The organism is Mesobacterium pallidum (assembly GCF_019966535.1).
In the GTDB taxonomy this organism is placed as follows: domain Bacteria; phylum Pseudomonadota; class Alphaproteobacteria; order Rhodobacterales; family Rhodobacteraceae; genus Mesobacterium; species Mesobacterium pallidum.
In genome coordinates this window covers 94,081-111,827 of record NZ_JAIMID010000012.1, presented here as the reverse complement: position 1 = coordinate 111,827, position 17,747 = coordinate 94,081, and the positions used below count along the sequence as shown (strand labels likewise).

At 61.8% G+C, this 17,747-nt stretch carries 15 protein-coding genes; 9 read left to right on the top strand and 6 right to left on the bottom strand.

Features of this window, described 5'->3' with window-relative positions; translation table 11 throughout:
* Positions 1 to 27 precede the first annotated feature (27 nt).
* The 5 genes from MF270_RS17525 to MF270_RS17505 all read left to right on the top strand — a co-directional run bounded on the left by MF270_RS17525 (position 28) and on the right by MF270_RS17505 (position 6,354).
* Entirely contained in the window at positions 28 to 1,455 is a 1,428-nt protein-coding gene (locus MF270_RS17525; RefSeq protein ID WP_027264347.1) for a hypothetical protein, read from the top strand.
* Between the two features lie 224 nt (positions 1,456 to 1,679).
* The gene (locus MF270_RS17520; protein ID WP_036051647.1) at positions 1,680 to 2,540 is read left to right on the top strand and encodes a CoA transferase subunit A; all 861 of its coding nucleotides are present in this window, start codon (positions 1,680 to 1,682) and stop codon (positions 2,538 to 2,540) included.
* 26 nt (positions 2,541 to 2,566) lie between these two features.
* Positions 2,567 to 3,304 carry a CoA-transferase gene (locus tag MF270_RS17515; protein WP_081710587.1) on the top strand — a complete coding sequence of 246 codons (738 nt, stop codon included), beginning with the start codon at positions 2,567 to 2,569 and terminating at the stop codon, positions 3,302 to 3,304.
* Between the two features lie 45 nt (positions 3,305 to 3,349).
* Positions 3,350 to 4,321 (top strand): TAXI family TRAP transporter solute-binding subunit, encoded by a 972-nt coding sequence (locus tag MF270_RS17510; protein ID WP_027264350.1) that lies wholly within the window; start codon positions 3,350 to 3,352, stop codon positions 4,319 to 4,321.
* 89 nt (positions 4,322 to 4,410) lie between these two features.
* Positions 4,411 to 6,354, top strand: coding sequence for a TRAP transporter permease (locus tag MF270_RS17505; protein ID WP_223228103.1), 1,944 nt, complete (start codon positions 4,411 to 4,413; stop codon positions 6,352 to 6,354).
* Positions 6,355 to 6,437: 83 nt separating this feature from the next.
* On the opposite strand, the gene MF270_RS17500 is transcribed toward MF270_RS17505, so the two are convergent.
* The 6 genes from MF270_RS17500 to MF270_RS17475 are packed head-to-tail and all read right to left on the bottom strand — an operon-like array spanning position 6,438 to position 11,786.
* Positions 6,438 to 6,842, bottom strand: coding sequence for a Zn-ribbon domain-containing OB-fold protein (locus tag MF270_RS17500; RefSeq protein WP_027264352.1), 405 nt, complete (start codon positions 6,840 to 6,842; stop codon positions 6,438 to 6,440).
* Between the two features lie 4 nt (positions 6,843 to 6,846).
* Positions 6,847 to 8,019 (bottom strand): acetyl-CoA acetyltransferase, encoded by a 1,173-nt coding sequence (locus tag MF270_RS17495; RefSeq protein WP_027264353.1) that lies wholly within the window; start codon positions 8,017 to 8,019, stop codon positions 6,847 to 6,849.
* A 47-nt stretch (positions 8,020 to 8,066) separates the two neighbouring features.
* Positions 8,067 to 9,209 carry an acyl-CoA dehydrogenase family protein gene (locus MF270_RS17490; RefSeq protein WP_027264354.1) on the bottom strand — a complete coding sequence of 381 codons (1,143 nt, stop codon included), beginning with the start codon at positions 9,207 to 9,209 and terminating at the stop codon, positions 8,067 to 8,069.
* The gene (locus MF270_RS17485) at positions 9,206 to 9,643 is read right to left on the bottom strand and encodes a MaoC/PaaZ C-terminal domain-containing protein (RefSeq protein ID WP_051372686.1); all 438 of its coding nucleotides are present in this window, start codon (positions 9,641 to 9,643) and stop codon (positions 9,206 to 9,208) included. The genes MF270_RS17490 and MF270_RS17485 overlap by 4 nt, the downstream gene beginning before the upstream one ends.
* 59 nt (positions 9,644 to 9,702) lie before the next feature.
* The gene (locus tag MF270_RS17480) at positions 9,703 to 10,374 is read right to left on the bottom strand and encodes an acetate--CoA ligase family protein (protein ID WP_027264356.1); all 672 of its coding nucleotides are present in this window, start codon (positions 10,372 to 10,374) and stop codon (positions 9,703 to 9,705) included.
* Positions 10,371 to 11,786, bottom strand: a complete 1,416-nt coding sequence (locus tag MF270_RS17475) for an acetate--CoA ligase family protein (RefSeq protein ID WP_223228102.1) — start codon at positions 11,784 to 11,786, stop codon at positions 10,371 to 10,373. Before MF270_RS17475 ends, MF270_RS17480 begins: the two co-directional genes overlap by 4 nt.
* A gap of 162 nt (positions 11,787 to 11,948) precedes the next feature.
* Between MF270_RS17475 and MF270_RS17470 the strand changes: the two genes are divergently transcribed.
* The 4 genes from MF270_RS17470 to MF270_RS17455 all read left to right on the top strand — a co-directional run bounded on the left by MF270_RS17470 (position 11,949) and on the right by MF270_RS17455 (position 17,440).
* Entirely contained in the window at positions 11,949 to 13,157 is a 1,209-nt protein-coding gene (locus tag MF270_RS17470; protein ID WP_027264358.1) for a CaiB/BaiF CoA transferase family protein, read from the top strand.
* A 30-nt stretch (positions 13,158 to 13,187) separates the two neighbouring features.
* Positions 13,188 to 14,354 (top strand): acyl-CoA dehydrogenase family protein, encoded by a 1,167-nt coding sequence (locus tag MF270_RS17465; RefSeq protein ID WP_027264359.1) that lies wholly within the window; start codon positions 13,188 to 13,190, stop codon positions 14,352 to 14,354.
* Positions 14,355 to 14,392: 38 nt separating this feature from the next.
* Positions 14,393 to 16,492 carry an acetate--CoA ligase family protein gene (locus MF270_RS17460; RefSeq protein WP_036051580.1) on the top strand — a complete coding sequence of 700 codons (2,100 nt, stop codon included), beginning with the start codon at positions 14,393 to 14,395 and terminating at the stop codon, positions 16,490 to 16,492.
* Between the two features lie 144 nt (positions 16,493 to 16,636).
* Positions 16,637 to 17,440, top strand: a complete 804-nt coding sequence (locus MF270_RS17455; protein WP_027264361.1) for an IclR family transcriptional regulator — start codon at positions 16,637 to 16,639, stop codon at positions 17,438 to 17,440.
* Positions 17,441 to 17,747: the final 307 nt, after the last annotated feature.

The window sequence follows — 17,747 nt, the reverse complement described above, 5'->3', positions numbered from 1 at the left end:
CGAGCGCCTTCGGAAAAGGGGGGGCAGATGTCGCCTGTCGAGCGCCTGAAACGTTCCGGCAAGCGCAACAGGTTTACGGCCATTTGTCTGCTGATTTGTCTTGGCGCTGCCATCATTCAGGGTGTCTTGCCCTCCGCCGTCGCGTCCATCGCTGCCGCGCCGTTTTTCTGCATCTATCTTGCCATTTCGTCCCGCTACATCGCCCGTGTCGGATGGGTGCTGCTTTTCTTCTCGCTCGCGATCGCCCTTCTGGCGCTGGCCAATGGAATCGACCCCGGCATCTTCGTCCAGGCGGCGGGGCGCGTCGTGTTCCTGTCCGCTCTGCTGACGGCTGTCGCCTTCCTGCGCATCGCGGCCACCCAAGACCCGATTGTCGAGGTTGCCGGTGAATTCCTGACACTGCAGCCGCCGACCCGTCGCTACGCCTCTCTGGGTGCGGGCGGGCATCTGTTCGGGGTGCTTCTAAATCTCGGCGGGCTTGGGGTGATGCTGGAGATCATAATGAAAGGGCTGGCGGCGCATCGGCACGAGATGGACGAATTCGTGTTCCAGGCTCGCAAGCGCAGGATGGTGAGCGCCTGTATGCGGGGGTTTTCCTCGATCGCGTTCTGGACGCCGTTCGGAATCGCTCTCAATCTGATGATTCTCACAATACCGGGGCTCGAATGGACGACCCTGGCGCCTTACGGGATTGCTCTGGCCGGGATTCTGTTTCTTCTGGGATGGCTGTTCGACACGGTGGAATGGTGGCGCCCGCCCTCGGCGCGCGGCCGGGCACCGGCCCTGAGCGGTGACTTGCCGGACTGGAGCCCCTGGGCCGTCCTGATCGTGTCCGGGCATGTGCTTTTTTTGGGCGCCGCCGTGGTCACGCTGGACCGGTTGACCCAGTACAGTTTCCAGACCGTCCTGATCACCATCGTGCCGATCTATGCGCTGCTCTGGTCGGTTATGCGCAGCGGCAGTGGCAGCCTTGCCGGTATATCGCGCCGGTTTGTGACCCAGGCACCGGGTTTCGCGACCGAAATGAGCGTCATCGCGTCGGCGGGGTTCATCGGCCTCGTCGCGCTGGAGGTCGTTCCGGTCGAATGGATTGCCGACCATCTTGGCTGGATCGCAACGCGGCCTGTGCTGACCGTCGTGCTGTTGATCATGACGGTGTTTCTGACGGGGCTGCTGGGCGTGCATCCGATGATCTCGGTGGTCCTGCTGGCAGAGGTGGTCAACCGCGTCGGCGTGGAAGGTTTGTCGCCGCTTGCTCTGGGCCTTGCACTGGCTGGTGGCTGGAGCAGCATCATCTGCATGGGACCGGCCATCACGGCGGTGGTCTACGCCTCCTCCATCGTGGGCGAGCGGCCGCTGACCATCGGCTTGCGGTGGAACGGGATCTTCGGTGTTGCGAGCATCCTCCTCATCACGCTCATCGTTGGCGGCGGTGTCGCGGCAGGGTGGTTCTGACCGGTCTCAATTGCCTGTCAGGAACCGGGCGCAAGCATTTCCACATATGTGTTCGATCAGGCTTTGCGCTAGTCGGAAGGTGATGGACCCCATAGCGTCAACTAGGATGGGTCAGCGCAATCACTATCGGAGTGGCACGCCCAACGATGGAAGGCCAAGCGAAACCCACACGTCGCAGCAAGGTCACAGGCCTGCAAGACGCAGCCCGGCTGGCACGAGGCGCTTTGGAAGAACGCCCCGAGCTTTGTCTCGGTGGTCTGTTCAAGCAAAGCCGCCCTGTCGCACTGGTGCGCGCGTTGCTGGCCGCGGGCGCAGATGGTCTGCATGTGTATTCCTCGCCGGGCGCGGGGTATGATGTCGACCTGATGATTGCGGCAGGCGCGGTCGCACAGGTCTTTATTCCCGGCGTTACGCTGGAAAACCGGCTTTGCCCCAATTTCCGCCGCGCGGTCGAGGCAGGGCAGGTGACCGCGCACGCGCTGGATGCGCTGACCGTGGTGGGCGGGCTGATGGCGTCGGCTCATGGCGTGCCGTTCCAGCCAATCGACGCGCTGCGCGGATCGGACGTTCTGAAGCACAACCCGCTTTTGCACGAAATCGACTGCCCGTTCTCCGGCCGCCGTATTCACGCCGTCGGGCCGATCCGCCCCAGAGTGACGTTCTTGCACGCGCAGGAAGCCGACCGTTGGGGAAACCTGCGCCATCTCAGCACGATGGTCTACGCCGATCAGCTGATGGCACGCGCGTCTGACATGGTCATTGCCAGCGTGGACCGGATCGTGCCGGACGAGGTCGTTCTGGACGATCCCTCGCGGGTTACCGTGCCGTCTTATTATGTCGATGCCGTGGTCGAGGTGCCCTATGGCGCGCACCCAACCGCGAGCTTTCCCAACTATGCGATGGACGAGGACCATATCGACGCCTACGCCGATCTGGGGGATGCCGCCCGGACCGGCGACAGCACGGGGCTGGACACCTATATCGCCCGCCATGTGACCGGACCGAAAAACCAGAGCGACTACATCGAAGCGGTCGGGGGAGCCGGGTATTTCGCCGTGCTCGAAGCCGAGGCACGGAACGAATGAGTGCAGCGGTTTCCCCAATTGAACAGATGGTCGTCGTGTTGGCCCGCGATCTGGCCGACGGAGAACTGGGTGCGGCGGGTGCAGCCGCGTTGGTGCCGATGGCGGCCATTGCGCTAGCCCGCGAGCTGCATGCACCGAACCTGACGGTCGGCGGCGAGATGTTCTTCAACCCCGAGCCGGGGCGTTTGTATCCGTCGATGCTGGACGATCGTGCGCTCGGCCGCTGCGAGGCCGCCGAGACCTTTATCGAGTTGTTCGGCCACAGCCATCACGGGCTGGATTTTTTCTTTCACAGTGGCTTGCAGCACGATGTGTACGGCAACATCAACCTGCACCACGTCGGCGGCACGCTGCACGCACCAAAGATGCGCGGGCCGGGGGCAGCAAACCTGTCATACTGCCACACCTCGTCGCGGTATTACATTTGCCCCACCGTGCATACGGCGCGAAACTTTGTGGAAACGGTCGATTTCATCACAATACCCGGACATCTGTCCGGGCCTGCCGCGAAACGCGACGCCGGGCTGGTCAATGAAGGACCGCGCCTGGTGGTGACACCGCGAGCGGTTATGGATTTCGACAAGACGACGCTGCGAATGCGACTGAAATCGGTGCATGCGGGAAATACGCCCGAAGAGGTCCAGCGTCATACGGGGTTCGATCTGGCGATCAGAGGCGAGGTGCCGCAAACGCGGCCACCAACGGAGGAAGAATTGCGCGTTCTGAGAGAGCGGATCGATACATCGGGGGCCCTGCGTGCTTAAGCGACCGGGCTGACGTTACTTTAAAGGCAAAAACGGGAGGATAAAATGATCCAACGCAAGTTGACCGGATACCGGGCGGCGGTGGGTGCTATCGCGGCCATGGGCGCGATAGCCCTTGGCGGCGCGGCATCTGCCAAGGATCTCACGATGGGCACGACCAGCCCGACGTCGAGCCATTTCACCATTTCGGTTGCGATGAGCAAGGCGATCGAGACCGGCATGGAAGGCACCAATGTCAGCGTGATCGAAACCGGGGCCAGCGTGGACAATGTGCTGCGGCTGGCGCGCGACGAGATCGACCTTGGGCTTGCCACCACCGACATTCTGATCTCCGCCAGAAACGGGACCGGCAAGTTCGAAGGTAACGCAATCCCAGATACGGTTGCGCTTTATCCTTACAGCGCCTCGATCCTGCTGATCGCGGTCACCGAAGAGTCTGGTGTGACGACGCTGGACGAACTGGACGGAAAGAAGTTCAATCCCGGCATCCGCGGATCGGCGGCCGAGACGTTGACGACCGGTGTCCTGTCCATGTTCGATATCAACGCGGACCTGGTGCATGGCGCCGTTGGCGACGCGGTGGAAGGCATCAAGAACCGCCAGATCATCGGTTATAGCAAATACGGGGCCGCAAACTCTGTCGATGCAACCCTGCAAGAGTTGATGACAAGCACCAAGATGCGGTTGATCGGCTTCACCGAAGAGCAGGAGAAAGCGGCGACAGAAGCCATGGAGGGCGTCGGTTTCACGACTCTTCCCGCAGGGCTTATTCCGGGATCCGAGGAAATGCGGGTACCCAAGCTCAACGTCTTCTTCCTGACCCGCACCGGCGTCATGGATGACCAGAGCGCCTATGACATCGCTCGCAGCATCCACCAGAACATGGACCTGCTGGTCGAAGCCTGGCCGCAGCTTGCGGATTACGACATCGCCGCCGATGCCGTCGCCACAATCGAGACCGGTATACCCTATCATCCAGGTGCGGAACGTTATTGGAGAGAGGCGGCCGGAAGCTGACCGGAATCGCGGGCCGTCACGACGGCGGCCATAGGCTGATCCAGACGGGGTGCTGCGGGCACCCCGCCGTTACCGCTCTCGGAGAGAACATGACGCAGACATCGACCGCAATACCCAATTGGGAACGGCGCGGAGGGCAGGCGCTTGGAGTATTGTTGGCGGCATTCGTCGCTCTGCATTTCTACAATGCCTTATTCGGGCAGTTCGAACCGCTGGTTCAGCGGCCGATCTTTATCGGTTTCGGTATCGGCGGCGCGTTCTTTCTTTATGCGGCACGCGCCTCGCGGACCGGTGCGCGAAGCGGGATTGAACGGGCTGTGGACATCATGCTGGGACTACTGGCGTTCGCGGTTTGCCTCTACGTGATCCTGAACCGGGATCGCTTTTCGGATATCATGGTGCGCTATGGGCCGATCGACAAGGCGGCAGGTCTGATAGCTGTTCTGCTGACCCTCGAGGCCGCGCGCCGGGTGATCGGATGGTTCCTGCCGCTGCTGGCCCTTTGCACCGTGATCTATTTCTATTTCGGCTATGACCTGATCGACGGCGCCTGGCGCCCGCCGCGCGTTTCGGCACGTACCGCTGTCGAGACATTTTACAGCTCGACCACCGGCCTGTTCGGCTACCTTGCGGATATCGGGGCACGGGTCATCGTGATCTATGTGCTTCTGGGGGCGCTCCTGCTGTCGACCGGGGCAACGGATGCTTTCATGAAAATGGCAACGTGGATCGCCGGTCGAACGTATGGCGGCCCGGCAAAGGTCTGTGCCCTGTCTTCGGCGATGTTCGGGACGGTGACCGGTTCGGCAGTGGCCAACGTCATGGCGACCGGCTCGATCACCATTCCCACGATGAAGCGGCTGCGCTATCCACCGGCCTTTGCCGGGGCGGTCGAGGCCGTTGCCTCCTCCGCCGGCCAGCTTACGCCGCCGGTGATGGGGGCAGCGGCCTTCATCATGGCTGAGTTCCTGAACATTCCCTATACCGACATTGTCGTTGCGGCGATCGGTCCGGCATTTCTCTACTACCTGGCGGTATGGCTCGGGGTGGATCTCTATGCGCGTCGCACAGGGTTGCAACCGACACCGAGGAGCGAAATGCCCGAACCGGCGGAATTCCTCGCACCGGACAAGTCAATTCCCTTGTTTCTTCCCATCGCGGCGATGGTCTACTTCCTGTTCAACGGCTACACGCCGAGCTTTGCAGGTGCCGGTGCTGTTATCATACTGGTTTTGGCCTGTGTGGTGGTGCGCCCGTTCGCGCGTGACGGAAGAGAGCAGGGCGTGCTGGCCTCTTGGGCCAAGCTGGCGCGCGACCTCTATGAGGGGATGATCGAAGCAGGGCGGGCGTTGGTGATGATCGCCGCGCTGCTAGCCTGCGCCGCCATCGTCGTCAAGGTTCTGACGGCGACGGGTGCCGGGGTCAAAGTCTCGAACCTGTTGTTCTCTGTGTCCGGTCAGGGGTTGATCGTGGCCCTGTTGCTGGCGGCGGTGCTGGCGATCTTGCTGGGTATGGACGTGCCGACGACGGCCTCCTATGTGCTGGCGGCGGCAATCGCCGCGCCCAGTCTCGTGCGGCTTGGCCTACCCGAACTGACGGCTCATCTTTTTGTCTTCTACTATGCGATCCTGTCGGCCATCACGCCACCGGTCTGCGCCAGTGTCTATGCCGCCGCCGCCCTGGCAGGGGCCAATTTCTGGCGGGTGGCGGGTCGCGCGCTGATGTTGGCCGGAGCGATCTATGTGGTGCCGTTTCTCTTTGTGTTCCGGCCGGGCATACTGGCCCAGGGCGGCACGGTGCAAATCCTACTGGATATGGGCGTGGCCTGCGCCGCGGTTTTTGCCGTCAGCGTCGGCACAAGCGGCTGGTTTCGTGGAAAGGTGCCGGTCATCGGCCGGTTGCTGTTCCTGTCGGCTGCCGGCTTGCTGTTTTACGCCGCGCCTGCGGCCGACATCGTTGGTGGGCTGGCGCTGGCCGGGCTCTTGGCGTGGCGGTTTTTGCGCGGAGCACCGCAGCCCGGCCGCGCCGGGTGACCTCCGAAAAGCGAAGAGCCACCGCAGACAACCTCTGCGACGGCTCTTCCACATTCGGCCCCGAAGTGGCGGTGCCTCTGGCCTCAGGTCATTTTGAAGTAGGGAAAAGTCACTTCGTCGGTTGCCTTGACGAACGTCACTTCCACCTTGGCCCCGATATGAACCTTCTCGGGGTCGCCGGTCTGGATCCGGCTCATCATCCGGGGGCCTTCCTCCAGCTCGATCAATGCCACGACATATGGCACGTCATCCGCGAAAGTCGGCCCTGCCGGACGGCGCGCGATGGTGAAGGTATGCACCTTGCCGCGTCCGCTCACGGTGTTGAAGCGCAGATTGTCGGAATGGCAATACGGGCAAATAGAGCGGGGATAGAAATGATGTTTGCCGCAATCGCCGCAAAGCGGGATGTCGAGGCGGCCCTCGCGCGTGGCCTCCCAATAGGGGGCACTGTCATGGTCGATCACCGGAAGCGGTTTTTCAATGCTCATCGTCTTAGCCCTTCTGCAAAATCACGGTCGCACCTGAGGAAAGCGTACCCCCGGTACCATGCACCAGAGCGGTCTCGGCGCCCTTGACCTGGCGCTCGCCGCCTTCGCCGCGAAGCTGCCGGACGGCCTCGATCAGCAGGAACATTCCGAACATGCCCGGATGCAGCGCCGAGAGGCCGCCGCCGCTGGTGTTCATTGGGAACGCCCCGCCTGGTGCCGTGCGCTGGCCCGACACGAAATCCCCGCCTTCGCCGATCTTGCAGAAGCCGAGAGCCTCGAGCGAGAGCAGCACGGTGATGGTAAAGCTGTCATAGATCTCGACCAGGTCGATATCCGAATGGCTCACCCCGGCCATTTTTATTGCGCGTTCCCCGGCCTTTTGCGCGGGAAGCAGGCGGGCGAGGTCCGGCATTTCGCCGATGGCCCAGTGGGTATGCGCCTCGCCATAGCCCTTGACCGCGACGGGACGGGTGTTGAGGTCCTTGGCCCGCTCGGCGGTGGTCATGACGAGGGCGCCGGCCCCGTCGGTGACGAGACAGCAATCGAGCAGATGCAGCGGCTCCGAGATCATCGTGCTGGACAGCACGTCGTCAATGGACAGCGGATCGCGACGCGTCGCCTCGGGGTTCAACTGTGCCCATTTCCGCGTCGCGACGGCGATTTCGGCCAGATTCTCGGACGTGGTGCCAAATTCATGCATATGGCGCTGTGCGGCCATCGCATAGCCGCCCACAGGCGTGGGCATTCCGTAAGGCGTTTCATGCTGCATGGACAGGACTGAAGGCCGACCCCCTAGATTGCGGCTGCGCAGGGATTTCTGGTCCGAGCTGTAGACAATCAGCGCAACCTCGCAATAGCCTTCGCGAAGAGCCATGGCGGCATGTGCGATATGGGCCTCGAATGCCGAACCGCCAATATTCGTGCCATCGACGAATGTCGGCATGATGCCCAGATATTCGCCCAGCGTCACCGTGGCCAGTTGGCCGGGGCCGGGGACCCCCCACATGCCGGCCGTCAGAAGACCGTCGACATCGCTCAACTTCAGTCCTGCTTCTTCGACGGCGGCTTTTGCCACAAATGCGGCATGACCAAGGACCGAAGCCTTGGTGACGAACTTGCCGTCCTTCAGCGGCGCGTCGGCGATGCCGACGACCACCGGTTCTCGTCCGTTCTTCATATGCTCTTTCTCCTTCTTGTCGGGCTGTCCCGGTGCGCCCCGAACTGTTAGCCCGGGCGCATGGTCTTGGCGATGAGCGTACGCTGAATCTGCGAGGTTCCGCCGCCGATGGTGCTTTGCATCCCTTCGCGGAAATACCGCTCCATATCTGCTTCGGGCAGCATCGAGTGGCCACCCAGGATCTGCATTCCGTTGCGCGTCACCGTCTGCAGCGTCTCGGAGGCATAGAGCTTTGCCATCGAGACCTCTCGCGTGCAGGGCGTCTTGGCTGCGGCCAGGCTGGCGGCGCGATAAACCAACAGCCGGGCGGCATCGACCTGGGTCTGCATGTCGGCCAGCATGTGGCGGATCACCTGAAAGTCGAAGATCGGCTTGTCGAACTGAATCCGTTCGTGGGCGTAGCGCAGAGCATCGTCTACGGCTGTCTGGGCATTGCCCACATAGGCGGCGGCCACGGCCACGCGTTCCAGTTCCAGATGGTCGGTGATGATCTTCCAGCCATCGTTTTCCGTGCCCAGCAGCGCATCGGCCGGCAGTTTCACGTCGTCCACGAAAATCTCGGTGGTGCCGGTTGCGCGGCGCGCCATGGTCGGCAGCTTGCGGATGTCCAGACCTTCGGTGTCATTGGGGATCAGGAAAACCGACAGCCCCTTGTGTTTGGGCGCGTCGGGGTCGGTCCGGGTCAGCATTGCAAGGATTGCGTTATCGGCCGCAGCGCCCGAGCACCACAGTTTCTGCCCGTTGACGACCCAGCCGTTGCCGTCGCGCCGCGCGCGGGTCTTTGTCGATGCCGCATCCGACCCCGCGCCCGGTTCGGAAATCGAGATCGAAAAGCGGATGTCGCCATTGAGGAAGGGCTGGATGTACCGCTCTTTTTGCTCGGGCGTGCCGAATTTCTCGACATTCATCGCGGTGAACGTCGCCACCATCAACCCGGTCGAGAAGTCAAAGCCGTATTTGGCCAACCCTTCGCACATCAGGGCATAATCCATGATGTCACCGCCAAGACCGCCGCTCTCTTCTGAAAACAGGATGCCGAGCCAGCCCTGCTTGGCCACTTTTTCATAGGCTTCGTAGGGGTATTTGCGCTCGCGGTCGCAATTGCGGATATAATCGCGGCCGATCTCTTCGTCGACGAAACGCTCGACGGTGGCGCGCCACATCTCTTGCTCGGGTGTCAGAAAGTTCATGCGCTCTGTCCTTGTGTCTTGTCGTGCGCCGCACGGATTTTGGCCGGTTCTCCGGGGCGATCCAGACGCGACTTGCGGATCAGCAGGCTGAACTCGCAGCGCAGGACCGTTTCGTCCCGCTGGTTGATGCCTTCCAGTTTGCTGGTCACGACGCCGTGCCTTTCGTCATGGTCCTTCAGGTCGATGATTTCGGTGCGGGCCCAAAGGGTGTCGTTGATAAAAGTGGGCCGCAAAAAGCGTAGCTTGTCACAGCCATAGAAAGCGGCCAGCACGGAACTGTCGAAGGGGATCATCGCATTGACGATCGAGAACACGAGGCTGCCCTGCACGAGGCGCTGGCCATACAGAGACGATTTGGCGTGCTCGACGTTGGAGTGAAGTTCCAGCCAGTTCCCGGTCAACATGCAGAAATTGACGACATCGGTTTCGGTCATCGTCCGACCGCTCGAAATGCCGGTCTGGCCAAGTGACAACTCTCCAAAAGGGTGACGTATCACGTTGATTTCTCCTGTCCGTCCGCCTTTGATGACAAAACGATCAAGGCATCGGCGGCGACCAATCCCTTCCCGTCGGCCCGAACCATCACAGGGTTGATTTCAATTTCCGAGATCAGATCGGCGTTCTCGGCAAAGAAAACAGATATGCGTGAAATCAGGTCTGCCAGGGCATCTTTGTCGGCCGGTTCTGCGCCGCGTAGTCCAGTCAGCAACCGCGCCCCCGGACCCGATCGCAGCATGGCCGCGGCAGTTTGCGGGGTGGCGGGCGCAAGCCTGATTTCGGCGGCATCAATCAGTTCTACAAGGATGCCGCCAGGACCGGCCAGAACGATCGGACCAAAGGTGTCGTCGCGTTTGCAGCCGATAATCCATTCGGCCACGGACCCTTCTTCCATTTCCTCGATCAGCGCCGTGCCGCCCGCAAAACGTTCCGCCATTTCCGCGGCGGCCTGTTTCGCCTCGTCGGGGGAAAGACCCAAACGGACGAGCCCGTGATCGGACTTATGCGGATAGTCATCGTGACACAGCTTGGCGACACAGCGCCCGTGGTCGGGGTCACGTCGGGGCACCGGGATTCCAATCCGTTGCAGCAGATCCTTCGCATCGGCCTCGTGGATAACCGTGCGCCCGGCACGCTGCCAGTTTTCCAGCGTTTCTCTTTGGGTCATGCCACTTCTCCTGTCGCGACCGCGAGTGCGGCGAGGCCCGATGCCGCCCGAGCGGGCGAATCATAGACAGGAACGGCTCGTTCGCGCAGCGCCTCGCCCGAGGCATTGCTGCGTGCCGAACCGGTCCAGACGATCAGAATCGGCTTGTCTGTGCTGTCGAACGCCTCGGCCAAGGCCTCGATGAACTGCTGATCTGGCACAAATGTGATAATTGCGATGGCAATATCCACGCCCGGATCGGCGGCAACGGCCTCCAGACAGCGTCCGACATATGTGGGATTCGCCAAAACCACACCGGTCAGATCGACCGGGTTTGTCACCGACCCATAAAAGGGCACATAGCGCGACAGCGCCGTCTGCGTCGTTTCATCCAGCACCGGAACCTCGAAGCCGGCGCTTTCGGCCAAGTCGGTCATTTCGACGCCAAGCCCGCCGGTGACAGAAATGATCCCGACCCTGTTTCCGGCAGGTCGTCGACCCGCGGCGAGCGCCGTCACGGCATCGACGGCGGCGACGGATTCACGGGCGCGGATGACACCGGTTTCGCGAAAGACCGCGCTGATCACCCGGTCGTCCCCGGCCATGGCGCCGGTATGCGACTGGACCGCGCGTGACCCGGCGCGGCTGCGCCCACCCTTGACCGCGACAATATGCTTCCCCGCCTGTGTCAGCCGCTGGGCCGCTTCGGAAAAACGGCGTCCGTCGCGCAGTTCCTCGACGTAGCAAAGAACCACCCGCGTCTGGGGGTCGTTGCCCAGATAATCCAGCAGGTCCGCTGCGGTCAGGTCGGTTTCGTTGCCGCTGGAAACGATGGCGTTGATGCCCACGCCGCGTTCGCCCAGGCGCAACGCCATAAGGCCCGCAAGCGCGCCGGACTGGGAAATCATGGCCACGGGACCAGGCCGAAGATCGTTGAACATCGGGCTGAAGGTCAGTTGCAGGTCCGCCGCGGGGCGCACCACGCCTTCGCAGTTCGGTCCGACCAGTCTGAAGGGCGCGTCTTGCATGATCCGGCGCAAGCGCTCTTCGTTGTCATGCCCTTCTTCCCCGGCTTCGGAAAAGCCCGAGGTGACCCCGACCACGACCTTTACATCGAGCCTGGTGCAGGTCTCCAGAGCGTCCAGCGCGACCCCGACCGGCGTTGCCAGCACAACCACGTCGATCGGGCTGTCAATCTCGTCCAGACTGCGCACAGCCGGAAGGCCTTCGATCTCGCCGCCCGAAGGGTTCACGGGGATAATCGTGCCGCTGTAACCGTTGCTCTTCAGCAGGGCCATGACGGCCTGCCCCAACTTGCCCTTGGTGCGGGACGCGCCGACCACCGCAATGGTGCGAGGGTCGAACAACCCGTCCAGTGCGTCGGCTACCGTGGGCCGGCATGCCGTCATTCGATTCGTGTTTGGCTCTGCCATTCTTTCCTCCGTCAAGTGAAAAAACATCGGCTCGTTTCGGCGATCTAACGGTTGTTCGATTGTTCTCGCAATGGATTCTAGTTCCGAGCAGAATGAGGCTTTCAGAGCCGCAAACTAGGGCTTGACGTCGGAAAATTCGCAGAACGAGGCAGACACGTGAAAATGGAAAATGGGCCACTGAGCGATGTCAGGGTGATTGAACTGGGGCATGTGATCGCAGCACCGATGTGCGGCGCATTGCTGTCCGATTTTGGCGCCGACGTGGTCAAGATCGAGCGTCCGGGGCAGGGTGACATGCTGCGGGTACTGAGCGCGCGGGCCAGTGATGGCGTTGGCGCCTGGTGGAAGACCCTGGCACGAAACAAGCGTCTGATGGCGCTGGATTGGAAGAGTGAAGACGGCCGCGCCATTCTGCGCCGGCTGGTCGAAAACGCCCATGTGCTTATCGAGAACTTTCGACCCGGTGTTCTGGAACGGGCAGGGTTGGCCCCAGAGGTCCTGCATGAGTGGAACCCCGATCTGGTGATCGTGCGGATCTCGGGCTATGGCCAGACGGGGCCGCGCGCCTCGTGGCCGGGTTTCGGTCGGGCCGGCGAGGCCATGAGCGGACTGGCGCACATCACCGGCTTTGCCGACAACGCGCCGATGCACCCCGGCTTTCCCGCTGCGGATTCGACCACAGGCCTGATGGCGGCCTACGGCGCGATGATGGCGCTGCATGCGGTGCAGAACGGCCGCGCCCGGGGGCAAGTGGTGGACCTGGCTATTTTCGAGCCGCTGTTGCGCCTGATCGACTATCACGTTCCGACGCGAACCGGCGCGGGGCTGCCGGTTGACCGAAACGGGCTCCAGGCGCCCAATTCCTACGCCCCGGCGGGGGTGTTTCGCGCCCGCGACGGGAAATGGGTCACAATCAGCGCAGGCAGTGCCGCGACCGGGCGGCGGCTTCTGGAAGCCGCGGGCGGAAAGGAATGGGCGGAACAGCCGCAATTCCAAAGCCTCGATGGCTTCGCGGAGCACATGGACGAGATTGTGGACCGTCTCGGCGCATTTGTGGCACAGCATGACGCGCAGAAGGCGATTGACATCTTCCAGGCCCACGATGCCGTGGCTGCGATGGTCTATGACGTCGATGACATCCTGGCCGATCCGCAGATCGCCGCGCGAAGGGACATTGTTGGGGTGGAGGGCGACGACACCAAGGTCGTCGGACCCGTGCCAAAGCTGGACAAGACGCCGGGACGGCTGCGCTGGCTTGGGCGCCGCGAACTGGGTGCTGACACCCGGGCGATTTTACAAGAGCTCGCGTACGACACCGGGCAAATCGACACCCTAATCGAACAAGGCACTGTGGCCGAACCGGGCCGCTGAGCCGGGTCTGCAAGACGTGAGGAGAAAATCATGACCTATCAGATGACATCCGAACAGCAGGGAATCCGCGATGCGATCCTGCGGATCTGCGAAGAATTCGACGACGAATTCTGGCTGACACGCGATCGCGTAGGCGGTTTCCCGCGAGAGCTGCATCAAAAGCTGGCCCGCGATGGCTGGCTGGGGATTGCAATCCCCGAAGAGTACGGAGGTGCCGGTCTTGGCATCGTCGATGCCGCGATCATGATGCAGGCCATTGCGGAATCCGGCGGCGGCAACAGCGCCGCATCGGCGATTCACATGAATATCTTCGGTCTGAACCCAGTCGTGAAATTCGGCACCGATGACCAGAAAAAGAAATACCTTCCGCCTTTGGTGGCAGGCGATGAACGTGCGTGTTTCGGGGTGACCGAGCCGACAACCGGTCTGGACACCACCAAACTGAAAACACGCGCCGTGCGACAGGGTGACCGATATGTGGTGCACGGCCAGAAGGTCTGGATTTCAACCGCCCAGGAGGCCGACAAGATCCTGTTGCTGGCGCGCACGACCCCGCTTGAGGACGTCAAGAAACCGACAGAAGGATTAAGCCTTTTTTACACCGATCTGGACCGATCTTTCGTCACCGTGCGCGAGATCGAAAAGATGGGCCGCAAATGTGTCGACTCGAACGAACTGTTCATCGACGGGCTTCCGATCCCCGCCGGGGATCTGATCGGCGAAGAAGGCCAGGGCTTTCGTCAGATCCTGCACGGGCTGAACCCCGAACGGGTTCTAATTGCCGCTGAAGCAGTCGGAATCGGGCGGAATGCGCTTCGGCGCGCCGCGGATTACGCCAATGAGCGCGTCGTTTTTGGCAGACCAATCGGTCAGAATCAGGGTGTACAGCACCCCCTGGCCGCCAGCTGGGCGGAACTGGAGGCGGCCAACCTGATGGCGATGCACGCCGGCGCGCTCTACGACGCGGGCAAGCCCTGCGGAAATGAAGCCAACGCAGGAAAATATCTGGCCGCCGAAGCGGCGGTGAAGGCGACACAGACCGCGCAGCTGACCTTCGGGGGGTTCGGATACGCCAAGGAATACCATGTCGAGCGTCTTGTTCGCGAGGCCATCCTGTTCCGCATCGCGCCGGTCACCCCGCAGCTGGTGCTTTCGTTTATCGCGGAACATGCCCTCGGCCTGCCAAAATCCTACTAGTTACGAACATCAAAGGAAGTCCCATGCGAATTCATGGAATGGATGCCATTTTCAACCCTCGCTCGGTAGCGGTGATTGGCGCCTCAAGCGATCCCAAGCGCATCGGCGGAAGGCCGGTGGATTTTCTCAAGCGGCACGGTTTCGACGGCCCGATCCTGCCTATCAACCCGAAATCGCCAGAGGTGCAGGGCCTGACGGCGTATCCGTCGATCTCGGAGGCACCCACGACACCGGACCTGGCCGTGATCGCGCTGCCCGCGCCGCTGGCCGTTCAGGCGGTCGAACAGTGCGCGGCCCAAGGTGTGCGGGGGGCGGTGATCTTCAGTTCGGGGTTCTCGGAGGTCGATGCCGACGGGGCCGCCCTTCAGGCGCGCATGGTCGACATCGCGCGCGAGGGCGGCATGCGGCTTGTGGGGCCGAACTGCCTTGGCATCGCGAATGTGCGCCACAACCTCTATGCGACATTCACGCCCGGGGTCGAAAAACACCTGCCAAAACCCGGCGGCGTGTCGATCGTCAGTCAAAGCGGCGCGTTCGGCTCGTATTGCATGACGCTCGTTCGAATGCGCGGACTTGGGGTCAATATCTGGGCGACGACGGGCAATTCCTGCGATGTCGATTTTGCCGATGCCGTGGCCTATTGCGCGCAGGATGACGATACCCGCGTCATCATGGGATATCTCGAAGGGGCAACCGATCGCGACAGGCTGGTCGAGGCACTTGAGCTGGCGCGGGCCCGGGGAAAGCCGGTGGTCATGATGAAGGTCGGGCGCAGCGCGGTCGGAGCAGAGGCCGCGCAGTCGCATACCGCCTCATTGGCTGGGGCAGACGCGGTTTATGACGCGGCGTTCCGGCAGTACGGCGTTTACCGGGCGCAATCGGTCGATGAAATGTTCGATGTGACTTATGCCTGTGCCGAATCCGCGTCGATGATGCAGGGCGACCGGCTGGGCCTTGTGACAGTCTCGGGCGGGGTCGGGGTGCTGATGGCCGACGAAGCCGAAAAGCTGAAACTGGACGTGCCTGCGCTTCCCGATCATGCACAGAAAAAGCTGAAAGAGGTGCTGCCATTTGCCGGTGTCCGAAACCCGGTCGATGTGACGGCGCAGCTGGTCAACCAGATCGATCTTCTGGAAACCAACATGGATGTGTTGTTTGGTGACGGCGAGATCGATGGGGCCATCATCTTCATGTCGACGGTCGGACTTGTCGCCGACCTGAACGAAGCCATTCGGCGCGGACTGGAGCGCATTCGCGAGAAATATCCCGATCGGCCAATGCTGTTCTGTTCGCTGACAGAGCCAGAGGGGCGCGCCGCGTACGAAAAGTCGGGGTTCATCGTGTTCGAGGAACCGACCCGTGCAGTCCGGGCGATGGCCGCATTGCGCTATTTTGCCCGTTCCTTCGCGCGGGCAGGCGAAAAGGACCCGATACCCGAACTCTCCAACCTGTCGCCGTTGCCGGACGGAATTGTGAACGAGATCGAGGCCAAGGCCCTGCTTGCAGAGGCCGGAATCGGGATCGTGCGCGAAACCCTGGCCACCACCCCCGAAGCGGCAGCTCAGGCAGCGCAAGAAATGGGATTCCCGGTCGTGCTGAAGATTGCCTCGCCCGACATCTTGCACAAATCCGACATCGGGGGCGTCGCGCTTGATCTGCGTTCGGCCGAAGATGTCCGCTCTGCCGGGGCACGAATCTTGGAATTGGCGTCCGAGAAGATGCCCGGTGCGCGGATCGACGGGCTGGTCGTGGCGGAACAGGCAGCACCTGGACTGGAGGCTATACTCGGCGTGACCCAGGACCCGGCTTTCGGCCCGGTGGTCATGTTCGGTCTGGGCGGGGTGTTTGTCGAGGCCCTCGAAGACGTGTCTTTCCGCGTCGCACCATTCGGACCTGTCGAAGCGCGCCGTATGATTGACGAAATCCGCAGCCGCAAACTGCTGGACGCATTCCGGGGCGCGCCCGAACGCGACATCGACGCCCTCGCCGGCGCCCTTGCCCGACTGTCTGCTTTTGCCGCCCATCACGGGGCCGCGCTTGAGACCATTGATGTCAATCCATTGATCGTCGGAGCAAGCGGGCAGGGAGCCGTCGCCGCTGACGGTGTGATCATACCCGCCAATCGAGGAGGCCACTGACAACCGAACCCGAAATCTTTCCTGATCCCCAAGCCGCTTGCGGCGTGCCCCCGGCAGTTTTCTAACAGTTGACAGAATTTACAAGCGCGGCCATCCTTCCGTATGGAACGCTGTGCATATAACTGCACACGAAGGGAGGAGATCATGGAAACCGCGCATCAGACTTCAGCAAGAACAGGCGGCGATCAAATTGTGAAATCGGTGGCGCGCACCTGTCAGACTTTGGTGTATTTCGATGAAGTTCAGCGACCGCTTTCGGTCGTGGAAGTGTCCAAGGAACTGGGGTACCCGCAGTCAAGTACCTCGGCGCTGCTCAAAAGCTTGGTGAAGCTTGGATTTCTGACCCACGATGCCCGAAAGAAGAGTTATTTTCCCACCGAGCGCGTTCCGCTTTTAGGGTCGTGGATGAATCCAGATCTGTTCGGCGAAGGCACCATCCACCGGCTGCTCAAGGCAATTTCGGAACGCACACGGCATGTGGTGGTTCTGGCAACCAAGAATGGGGACGAAGCCGAGTACGTGCAAGTTGTCCGCCCGAAAGATTCGCCGATCCACCACATATCGCTCGGGACACGTCGTCCGCTGGGTAACTCAGGTGTCGGGCGCGTTCTGATGAGTCGTTTCAGTGACGACGAAGTGCGCAGTCTGTTCCGCAGGATCAACGCCTATCGCGCGCCCGACAAACCGGCAGTGGATGTGAAAGCTTTCGTGGCCTCGTTGGCAGAAACCCGTGCCAAGGGCTATTACCTCTCAACCGATCAGGTGGTTCAAGGGAGCGGCTTGATTTCCATGCCGTTTCCTAACCATCTGAACTCGCGGCTTTTCGCTGTCGGGGTTGGCGCTCCAACTGATGTTATCTTGAGATCCGAAAAAGAGATCGTAGGGATCATGCACGAAGAAATCGTTCGAAATCTGAAGAAGATGGGTCAACAGTCCCTGACCGCCTGACCGCCTGGATCAGCCAGCGCCGTAAAAAATGGCCCGGCTTGACGAAGACGGGACTTGGGGGGCGCGGACGAAACGCGCCACTTGCCAATGTCAGGGTCCGTTTTCAGGCGGCGGAAATAGCCTCTTCGCGTCAGGCTCAAGGTTGAGCCTGACCGGCGGGGCGTCGTTAGCACCGGCATCCCCGAAGGCCGGGCGGTGTAGGATGCGCTGCCCAGAGCAGTGCGACCACGGTTTCGGCCCGCCCCAAGAATACCGGCTTGAAGAGAGGCGCCGCGAAAGAGGCCGACCATCATCGTGTTGATCGTAA